The sequence below is a fragment of the Pedobacter sp. BG31 genome (assembly GCF_042464845.1).
Lineage (GTDB): Bacteria > Bacteroidota > Bacteroidia > Sphingobacteriales > Sphingobacteriaceae > Pedobacter > Pedobacter suwonensis.
Window position 1 is genome coordinate 406,692 of record NZ_JBHNZK010000003.1, and the last position, 11,216, is coordinate 417,907.

Below are 11,216 nucleotides of genomic sequence, written 5' to 3' on the forward strand. Positions count from 1 at the left end.
TCATTATTAATGTGTAGTGTTATGGTACAGACAGGGATAGCAAGTTTTTTTACAATTGGAACATTTTTGCACTATCATCTTACCGCTTGGAAGGTAAAACCCATTATGGTATCGGTGAATGATATCAAATAAATTGTTGTCACAGCCAAATATCCTGACGAATCTTATTCACAATCAATGAAATATTGAAAAATAATCCTGGATTTCCGGAGGATACCAGATGACAACGGTGTAATCGTAACCTGTTATGGAAGTTTCTTTTATCGCTCAATACTGATTCTGAAGCCTTATTAAAAGTCAGACAGAAATACCTGTCAAAAAACCAAGTAGGAAGGACACTATTTGATGACATGTTGAAAAGGTTTATCATTTGTCACCTTTTATTCCATGTTATCACAAGTAATTTTATAACACATTAAGTTATAATGAGAATTTTATCACATACGCACAATTTTTCCCCGAAAAAAAATAATATCAGATGAAGACAAAGTTATTTATTAAGAAAGCGCTTATCTATAGTGTCTTGTTAAAGTCGACAATGTTGTTTGCTCAGACTCGGCCCCAAAAGAAGATGAATGAAATGTGGGGAGATGTAACTGTAAAGAACACAACTTCACTAGATAGATCAAATGCTCAATGGTTCAATAATTCAAAGTATGCCATGTTTATACACTGGGGCTTATACTCTCAGGCTGCCAACCAATGGCAGGGAAAAACCTATTATGGTATTGGGGAATGGCTGATGAACACTGCAAAAATCTCAATCGGCGATTATGAGAAACTCGCCAAGCAATTCAATCCCGTGAAGTTTAATGCAAAGGATTGGGTACAATTGGCGAAAGAAGCTGGTATGAAATATATTGTGGTGACAGCAAAACATCACGATGGGTTTGCAATGTTCAAGTCTTCCAATCCCTATAACGTGGTGGATGTAACACCCTTTAAACGGGATCCGATGCAAGAACTCGCGTTAGCTTGTAAGGAGGGTGGGATTAAACTTGGCTTTTATTATTCACAAACTCAAGACTGGCATGAAATTAACTTGTGGAGCAATGATCAGAAAAACATCACATTTGAGCAATACTTTCAGGAAAAATGTCTGCCACAAGTGAAGGAATTATTAACCAATTATGGACCTATCTCTTTAATATGGTTCGATACGCCAAACGATATGACCAAAGAGGAATCCCGGGCTTTAGTCGATCTTGTCAAAAAAAATCAACCTCAGGCACTTATAAATAGCCGGATTGGAAATGGTGTGGGAGATTATTCTACCTATGGAGATCACGAAATTCCTTCAAGTAATGTACCCGGTCTTTGGGAGGCGGTAAATACTTCTAATGACTCGTGGGGTTACGCCTGGTATGATCAAAATTGGAAAGGGCCTACTGAAATTGCAACTGATTTAGTCAATGTTGTGGCGAGAGGTGGAAATTTTATGCTAAATGTTGGGCCGCGGGCAGATGGAACGATGCCGGAAACAAATGCGGGATTTTTAAAAACAACAGGCAAATGGTTGAAGAAACATTCAGAGACAATATACGGCGCAAAGCCTTCTCCATGGCTTACCCCGTTCAGTTGGGGTGACTGTACCGCATCCGGCAAGAAACTTTACCTTTTTGTTTCCGATTGGACGCCTGGGAAAGAAATTTGGTTGCCGGGGCTAAAAAGTTCAATTAAATCGGTAACCATGAGCAAAGGAAAAGAAGTGCTCGAATTTAACAAAGATCCGGATAGCTGGCTCCATATCAAATTGCCTTTACGAGTTAAAAAGGAATTACTTGAGGTCATAACACTTGAACTTAAGGACGAGCCTAAAGTTGAAGCAACTTTAGGTATCAACCCAATCGGTTCAACGATCTTACTTTCTGACTTTGCAAACATTAAAGGGGCTAGAAAAGGAAAGGCAGGATGGATGGAAAAATTTGGGGAATGGAAACATAAAACTGCAATAGAAAGTTGGTCTGGTGCCAGCAGTTATGCTGAATGGTTAATTGATGTTAAGCAACCGGGGCAATATTTTGTGAATTTAGAATATAATGCCTGGAAAGAAGCTGATGAAAACGAATGGGACCTGGTCACCCAAGACGGCGAAAAATTGAGACTATATACCATAGAAACCACAGGTGCTTCTGCAGCGCAGGGGGCGCGCTATCGATTCCGTAAAATACGTATGGGGATTGTAGACCTAAAAAAGCCCGGAAAACAGATCCTAAAATTAGCCGCCTCTTCTGATCCTAAAGGCGGCGGTATGCAGTTGCATGCTGTTCATCTATCTGCTGTAGAATAATGAGTTTTTTTAAAACCAAATATTCCATAAAAATAACTCTTTTATGAAAAAATCAGTGTCATATTCCGCCTAATTTATTTCAGTCAATAGTTATGGACAAAAGTATAAAAGCAGTTGGCAATCGCTAAACCCACGAAAGATTTCGAAATGGTTCTGTCAGGACAAATTTGGGGTTTTTATTCAATGCAGCTCTATTATATTTCTTCTTATGCCCCCGTAATTGCTAATAACGATAATAGCTATTCTGACTGATAATAGGGCTTACCTCGAAACATTATGAGCGCTATACGCTTTGAAACAGCAAAGAGGCCGATAAAAGTTATGTAAGCCCATGGATTGCTGTAATGGGAACGCCAAACGTGATTTTTTTTGGGATTTAGTGACGCCCTGAGCAATACGGGATTTAAATGGGTTATTACTACTCATGATATGAATGAATTAAAACTACTTGGAAACAATAAAAAAAAAGCATCTTAATGAATTTTATTTTCGGAGTTTAAAGACCTGTTTATCAGATACAAACCTTTAATTATTTTTTTGATGGTGAATGGCTATTATCGGATACGGCCTGGCGAAGTCCTGAAATATCAGCACGGTTATACAATGAATCACCAATGGCTAAAGATGTTGTCGCAAATGATAGATGGCGCAGCAATACCATTAGGCTTTTGCAATGATTCTTAATATTTGTAAAGTTTATCTAAATTCGCTTACACCATTTTTTTAATGTATTCTAAACTGAACGATATAGCATTAGCCGATCTTCTCAAAAAGGGAGATTCCGCTGCATTCAGCATGATCTACACTCGGCATAGAGGCTTGCTGTATATTTATGCTTGCAAAATCGTAAAGGATTTTGACTTGGCGGAAGATTTGGTTCAGGAAGTTTTTATTTCGATTTGGGATAAGCGGGAAACAATAGATTTCAAAACCTCTATATCTTCTTATCTTTATTCAGCTGTGAGGTATAAGTTTTTTGACTTTGTAGATAAGCAGAAGGTAAAATCGGATTACGTGCAATCTTTACAGCTTTTTTTAGATAAGGGCGAATTTTTGACTGATGACTACATTGCAGAGCGGGAACTTGCGGCGCTTATTGAAGGTGAAATCGCCAGACTTCCCAAAAAAATGCGCGAAATTTTTGAGTTGAGTAGGCAGATGAATCTTAAAAATACTCAAATTGCAGAAAAATTAGGTCTTTCTGAAAAAACAGTGCGAAATCAACTCAGCCTTGCCATCAAAACCTTACGGAGCAAATTGCCAATGTCTACTTTTGTGTTACTTTTTTTTCATAGATAATTAAATTTTTTCGGGACTTTCATCAGACTTAACCTACATATATTTGATTAACGCAAATATTGAAGCTAAATGGAAAAGTTTGAAGCCAGAGAATTTGTTAAAAAGTACCTTTCAGGCGATTTGAACATCGACGAGAAAATGCTCGCCGATCAATGGTTCGCTAAGAACTTGGCAGATAGTGATTCAGTTCCAGATCAGTTAAGGATAATTAAGGCGGATGAACGGATGCGGGCCAATCTTCATCGACATCTTTTGAAGGATAAGAAAGGTCATTGGCCTATCCAGTTATGGTCTCGCATAGCAGCAGCTGCTGTGATCTTGATCGTTTTTTCATTTTGCATGTATTTGATCCTTACACATAATGCTGAAAATCAGAATTTAGTAGAGCTTAAATCTGGCGACATTGCGCCCGGAACGAATAAAGCGATTCTAACATTATCAGACGGGAAGAAAGTCATTTTATCAGCAACAAATAAAGGTACGATTGCAGAGCAAGGGGGAAGTGAAATTACTAAAAATGATGGTGAAGCAATTACTTACAAGGCAGCTGAAGCAACCAGTCAGCAGGTGCTTTACAATACGATGAGTACCCCGCGCGGTGGAACATACAAATTAATACTTGCGGATGGGACCACTGTGATCCTAAATGCAATGTCATCCATTACCTATCCTACTGCATTTATCGGAAAGGAACGGAAGGTGACACTTGTCGGAGAAGCTTATTTTTTAGTTGCCCACAATGCCGAAAAACCTTTCAAAGTAATTTCAGGCCGCCAAACCGTGCAGGTTTTGGGTACTCAGTTTAATGTTAACGCTTATCAGGATGAACAGGCTATAACTACAACCTTGGTTTCTGGAAAGGTTAGAATTTCAAATGATGTAAACGAAACTACATATCTTAAACCTGGTCAACAAGCAAAAATAACAACAGCTGGACTTTCGATATCGACAGTTGATGTAGATGAAGCCGTAGCCTGGAAAGATGGCATTTTTCATTTCAATAATGCGGATATTCCAACAGTAATGCGAACACTGTCGAGATGGTATGATGTCTCAATAGAATATCAGGGAAGCCCCACCAACAGGCGTTTTACGGGCGACATTTATACCGACATCCCGATTTCAAAAGCCTTAGCAATTATCTCTTACCTAAAAATAAGGTTTAAGGTTCAAGATAAAAAAATCATTGTTATACTTTAAACCATACACCTCAAAAATATCAACTAAATATCAATAACCTAAACCCAAAACCATGAATAATAGACTTTTACGACAGCGTTAAGCAATAACACCTGGGGCTTAAATAGAACCGCGGAAGTGTTGACGCACTTTCCGCGGAATAAATTTGGGCTACCCAATTCCCTTGGAGGGGAAATATTACTTTAAACCAAAATTAGAACTAACCCAAACTAAACAAATGTAATGAATTTAAATTCAATCACTACCACTATGCCTAATCGTTCGTGGTATTTTCCAAAAAAACTCCTGCTGGTCATGAAGTTGACAATTGCTATCTTACTCATCAGTTTATTTTCACTTAGCGCTAAAACTTTCAGTCAGGTTACGCTCCATGAAAATAATACTCCAATTGAACAGGTTTTAAAAAAGGTTCGCAAGCAAACAGGGTATACCTTTATTTATGAATCAAACCTGTTCAATAAAAGAGACCTTGTTTCTGTTAGCCTGAAGGATGCAACCGTTGAGGATGCCTTAAAAATAATTCTAAAAAATCAAGCTTTCACTTATCGAATGGTCGATAAAAATGTTGTAATCCAAGATAAGGAACGCACGCTTCTAGACAGGGTTGTCGAGCTGTTTAAAGTACAGATGTCGGTTAAGGGAATTGTTACCAGCGAAGGACATCCGCTGGCGGGCGTAACGGTAACAGTTAAGGGAACCAATAAGGCTGTAATCACCAATTTAAAAGGTGAGTTTGCCCTGAGTAATATTAATGAAAACGCTACACTTGCATTTCATTGTGTGGGCTATTTGGATAAAGAATTTACCATTGCAAAAGGAAATTCAGAAACGATTTCCATCAACCTGGAACCGAGCAACACCAAATTAGATGAGATACAGGTTGTTGCTTATGGCCAGGCAACCAGCCAACGCTTAAGCACAGGGTCTATCGCTAAAATCAGTGCTGCGGAAATTGAGAAACAGCCTGTTACCAATGTGCTGCAAGCGCTTTCCGGACAAGTTCCCGGTCTTTTAATCACCCAGTCCAGTGGTTCTCCTGGTGCTGCTATCGCTGTTCAAATTCGTGCTGCAACTTCATTGCCTACAGTTGTGAGCGGTGCACCTGCTACCGGTACATCGCCATTATATATCGTAGACGGGGTGCCGTTTCTTTCTGAGCCCGCTTATTCTGCCGGAGGGAACACCGTGGGCTTTCTGAAGCCTTCATACGGCGTTAGTCCCTTAAATTCAATCAATCCTGGCGACATTGAAAATATCGAAATACTTAAAGATGCCGATGCTACCGCCATCTATGGTAGCCGTGGTGGAAACGGGGTTGTATTGATTACCACTAAAAAAGGAAAACCAGGAAAAACAAAGCTTGATGTGAACTTAAGCAAAGGGTTTTCTTCTGTAGCGGATATTCATAGGGTAAAAAACATGACCTTGGACCAATATCTGGAAGTTCGGCGCGCAGCTTTTGCCAATTCTGGAATTAGCCCAACAACTACCACAGCACCGGACCTTACCATTTGGGATACCAACAGCAGTACCGATTTTGAAAAAGTATTGATGGGAGAAACTGCGCAAACCACCGATTTATCGGCTTCTTTCTCTGGCGGAAATACACAAACCAATTTTCTTTTAAGCGGAACTTACCACAAAGAAACGACTGTTATTCCTGGCAATTACAGTTATAATAGGGGAGCTATACATTTGGCCCTGGAACATAACTCCCTTGACCGAAAGTTTACGGCTAAAGTTACTTCCATGCTCGTGCTTGACAAAAACAATAACGTTTCCAGGCTTGGGCAAACCACTGACCTAGCTTATGTAGCCTTCACACAGGCGCCCAACTTTCCGCTTTACGATGAAAGCGGACAAAACCTTTACTGGATTAACCAGTCGGCAACTTCCTATCAAAACCCGCTAAAATTTTTATACCAGCCTTATGAGGCTAAAAACAATAATTTAGTCGGTAGCATCAACCTAAAATACTCACCAATCAATAATTTAAATATTAGGTTGAATTCTTCGTACAACAAACTCATAGCTGATGCTAAAAATTTGAATATGTCAAAAAGTATCAGCCCTTTTACCACCACATTGCCATCAGCTGCTTTTCAGCAAAATACTGCAGCAACCTGGAATGTGGAACCCATGGCTGATTATACGTTAAAGGTGAGCCAAGGTCAACTGAATATCCTGGGTGGAGCCACCTTCCAAAGCAACCAATATAATCAGCCATTTTATATCATCGGTACCAATTATACAGCTGACGCACTTCTTAATTCCATTTCTAACGCCGGAACAGTACGTACCTATAATTTCGATTCTGAGTACAAGTATCAATCGGTTTATGGTAGAATAAATTACAATTGGAAAAATAAGTACATCGCAAATTTAAACTACCGGTACGATGGCTCTTCTAAATTTGGACGCAATAATCGTTTCGGGAGCTTTGGTTCTGCTGCTTTTGCCTGGATTTTCACACAAGAAAACTGGATCAAGGATAAACTGCCATTTTTAAGTTATGGTAAACTTCGTTCCAGTTATGGTGTTACCGGAAACGACCAAATTCCCAATTATTTATATTTAGACACTTATAGTACTTCAAACTACACTTATGGGGGGGTATCTGGCTTAAACCCAAGCAAATTGGCCAATCCAGACCTTAAATGGGAAGTAAACAAAAAAATGGAAGTTGCCATGGATCTGGGTTTCTTCAAAGATCGGGTATTGATTACAAGTGCCCTCTATGTCAACAATACCGATAATCCACTCGTTAGCAGTCCTGTTACCGGTGTTACCGGATTTACCGCAATGTATGCAAATATGCCTGCCAGAATTCAGCAGAAAGGCCTGGAACTTAGTTTAACCAGCCAAAACTTTAAAACGAAAAACTTTATCTGGACAACCAGTTTCAACATCAGTTTCAGCAAGAGTACTTTAGTTTCGTTCCCTTCAATAGCTAATACTTCCTATATTAATTACATGGTTGTGGGCCAGGAGATGAGTACCATTTATGCCAGAAAGTATACTGGCTTGTCTGCTAGCACGAAATTGCCCGAATTTTTAGATGCCAACAATAATGGCTCAACTTCATTAAACGAAAGCGGCCTGGCAGATAATGGCTTAGGCGATTATGTAGCTGTTGGAAAAACCAACCCCGATTTTTTTGGTGGCATGAACAACAGTTTAAGTTATAAAAATTTCCAACTTGATTTTCTTTTTCAGTTTACAGGAAAAAGCAGCAAGTATAACATTGATTATTATACCGGTATTGCTCCCCCAGGATACAATGCCATCAACATGTCAAGTTATGCCTATGATCTTTTTAAAGCAACTGATGGAAAAATAGCAACACGCAATTCTTCAATAAATACCGAAGGAACGGCTTACAATAGCTATTATAAATATACACAATCTGATGCCATGTTGAGTAACGGCGCCTACCTGAGGTTGAAAAATGTTGCCCTCTCTTATCGCCTAAAAAACGAATGGATCAAAGCGCTTCACCTGAGCTCGGCGCAAGTGTTTTTGCACGGACAAAACCTATTCACCATTACAAAATTTAAAGGTTACGACCCCGAGAGTCCCGCAAGCAACATTCCGCCATTAACTACATTTCTGGCAGGCATTAAATTTTCATTTTAATCTAATCAACATGAAAACTATTCACCTTTCATATCGACTATATCTAGTAACCTTAGTTGTTTCGTTAGCCTTATTGAGCAGCGGCTGCAAAAAATTTATTGATGTTGGCGCTCCAAACAGTCAGCTCGTTTCTAGCACGGTCTATACCAACGATGCCACCTTAAAATCTGCATTGGCAGGATTATTCAGTCAAATGGCTAATGAAACCTCATCCAATCTTCAGTTCGGTCTATCTTTCGTAACGGGAAATTCGGCAGATGAAATGAAATTCTATATTCCAAATGAAACTTATGATGGTTTTAACAGCAACACCATTTTTGAGAATGACGTTACGGTACAGAATATGTGGAATTCTTATTATGCACTTATATATAAAGCAAACTTAATTATTGAAGGGGTGCAATCAAGTAAAGAAGGTTTAACTGCAGCGATGAAAACAGAAGCAATTGCCGAAGCGAAATTCGTTAGGGCATACCATTACTTCTATCTTACCAATCTTTGGGGTGACGTCCCTTTAGCCCTGAGTACTGATGCAGCGATCAACAACACCTTATCCCGCAGCCCTCAGGCGCAAATTTACCAACAAATTATACAAGACCTGAAAGATGCAAAAGACGGCCTACAGGCAGATTATAGTTATGGTGGAGGCGAACGGATAAAACCCAATAAATATGCTGCAAACGCACTTTTGGCACGAGTATACTTGTATACGGGCGATTATGCCAATGCTCAGGCGAATGCGGCTACCGTTATTGCTTATACTACGCTGTATAACATGCTTCCTTCAAGCGGTCTGTCAGGCATATTTGTAAAAAATAATGCTGAAGCTATTTTTCAACTCAACGCGTCAGGTTTTGTTGGGTTTACACAAGAAGGGCAAACCTATGCACAGGGCAGCACACAGGTACCAATGTATCAACTGTCAAGCTATCTGCTAAATGCCTTCGAAAAAAATGACAAGCGATTCTCTGGTTGGGTGGCCAGGTCTACCTACCAGGGGGCGGATTATTACTACCCTGCAAAGTATAAGCAAAAATTACAAAATACAACGGCACTGGCCGAATATTCGACTTACTTAAGATTAGGTGAGCAATATTTGATTCTTGCAGAAGCCAAGGCAATGCAAAATGATTTGGCCGGCGCTGTTTCAGACATCAACGTGATTCGCAACCGCGCAGGATTGTCAAATACTACCGCAACTTCAAAAGCAGACATACTACTTGCCATTGAGCAGGAGCGGAGGATTGAATTGTTTGCGGAATATGGCCACCGCTGGAACGATTTAAGAAGAACGGGTAGGGCAAATGCCGTTTTAGGTGCTATTAAACCTACCTGGAAAGCATATGCTGCACTCTATCCGATTCCTAGAACTGAAAGAATGAACAATAATAATCTTTCTCAGAACCAAGGCTATTAATTAACATTTTAGAAGGGGGCATATGGAAAATGTTCCTTGCAAACTATTAAATAATCAATGAAAAAAATATCTATAATACTACTTGGCTTGCTTTTGACAGGTGCATATACTGTAAAAGCGCATAACAAAAAAAACGGATACATTATTCAGGGAGATGTGAAAGCCATTCCTGATGCGGTAATTGTCTATCTTACCACGTCAAATTTTGCAGATAGTGCTGTTGTTAAGGATGGCAAATTTATCTTTAAAGGTTCGATTGGGGTGCCAGAAAGGGCAAATCTCCGTATCAAACATTTAGGTCAAGGTAATGTCAGCGTAATTATCCACAAAGATAATTTGAGGTTTTTTCTTTCAAATAGCAATATTACAGTACAGTCGGGAGATCAGTTTAGCGAATCAATCATCAAAGCGGGGAAACTGCACGAGGATTATATCTCTTATTATGCAGGCTTGTTAAAAATATACGAGGCCATGCGTCCTGTTAATACTAAATATTATATGTACATCAAGCAAAATAACGCAGAGCTTGTTATGCAAAGCAGGCAGCAATTAGATTCGCTTAGGGCTATCGAGCTTTCTTATGCAACTAACTTTATCCGGCAAAATCCTAAATCCCCGGTAGCGCTATTTGCGGTTTATGAACTTGCCAAACCCATATCCAATCCACCCGATTTTCCATCTGCATTCCGCTTGCTTGATCCGTTGCTTCAGCAATCACCTCTGGGCAGTTCTATTAGTAAAATGATCGTTTCGCATAATTCTTATGTTGTTGGCAATACTTTTCCTGATTTTGTGCAGCCGGATGTTACAGGTAAGCTGATCAGAACGGCTGACTTCAGAGGAAAATACCTTTTTGTTGATTTTTGGGCCTCGTGGTGTGGCCCTTGCAGGTTGGAGGGTCCCCATTTAAAACGGGCTTTTGATCGTCATAAGAAAGATGGATTGGTTGTTCTCTCCGTATCAATAGACGATTCCAGACAGAAGTGGTTAAATGCGATTAAGCAAGATCAAACCGGTGAGTTTCTACATGTAGGGGACATGAAAGGAAGAGAAAATGCTGCTGCGCAACTTTTAAAGGTTAACATGGTTCCTCAAAACTTTTTAATTGACCCTCAAGGAAAAATTATTGGAAAGAACTTGCTGGGCATAGAACTTGATGAAATCATGAAGAAAATATACCGCTAAAACCAATTTTTAATTAACAAAATTATATATAACAAAGAGGCTTTCTCAAAAAGACAGCCTCTTTTTTTTGGTGCGCCGGGCATGGCAATCGACTATAGGGTTAAAGTCCCGAACACGCTTAGCAGTAGGAAGTGTTAGCTAAAGACAAGGGTGTCGTGGGTGACTGCGAATCTGAAGGAAGTCGGCGGC

Annotated in this window: 6 protein-coding genes; all 6 read left to right on the forward strand. The window is 39.6% G+C overall.

Annotation, left to right across the window (positions count from 1 at the left end; genetic code table 11):
- Window positions 1-571 precede the first annotated feature (571 nt).
- The 6 genes from ACFE6N_RS06735 to ACFE6N_RS06760 all read left to right on the forward strand — a co-directional run bounded on the left by ACFE6N_RS06735 (window position 572) and on the right by ACFE6N_RS06760 (window position 11,027).
- Entirely contained in the window at window positions 572-2,290 is a 1,719-nt protein-coding gene (locus ACFE6N_RS06735; protein ID WP_378935011.1) for an alpha-L-fucosidase, read from the forward strand.
- Between the two features lie 726 nt (window positions 2,291-3,016).
- Window positions 3,017-3,589 (forward strand): RNA polymerase sigma-70 factor, encoded by a 573-nt coding sequence (locus ACFE6N_RS06740; RefSeq protein WP_378935012.1) that lies wholly within the window; start codon window positions 3,017-3,019, stop codon window positions 3,587-3,589.
- Window positions 3,590-3,658: 69 nt separating this feature from the next.
- Window positions 3,659-4,789 carry a FecR family protein gene (locus ACFE6N_RS06745; RefSeq protein ID WP_378935014.1) on the forward strand — a complete coding sequence of 377 codons (1,131 nt, stop codon included), beginning with the start codon at window positions 3,659-3,661 and terminating at the stop codon, window positions 4,787-4,789.
- Window positions 4,790-5,011: 222 nt separating this feature from the next.
- Window positions 5,012-8,425 (forward strand): SusC/RagA family TonB-linked outer membrane protein, encoded by a 3,414-nt coding sequence (locus tag ACFE6N_RS06750; RefSeq protein ID WP_378935016.1) that lies wholly within the window; start codon window positions 5,012-5,014, stop codon window positions 8,423-8,425.
- Between the two features lie 10 nt (window positions 8,426-8,435).
- Window positions 8,436-9,842 carry a RagB/SusD family nutrient uptake outer membrane protein gene (locus ACFE6N_RS06755; RefSeq protein ID WP_378935018.1) on the forward strand — a complete coding sequence of 469 codons (1,407 nt, stop codon included), beginning with the start codon at window positions 8,436-8,438 and terminating at the stop codon, window positions 9,840-9,842.
- A 57-nt stretch (window positions 9,843-9,899) separates the two neighbouring features.
- Window positions 9,900-11,027, forward strand: a complete 1,128-nt coding sequence (locus tag ACFE6N_RS06760; RefSeq protein WP_378935020.1) for a redoxin domain-containing protein — start codon at window positions 9,900-9,902, stop codon at window positions 11,025-11,027.
- The last annotated feature ends 189 nt before the right edge of the window (window positions 11,028-11,216 follow it).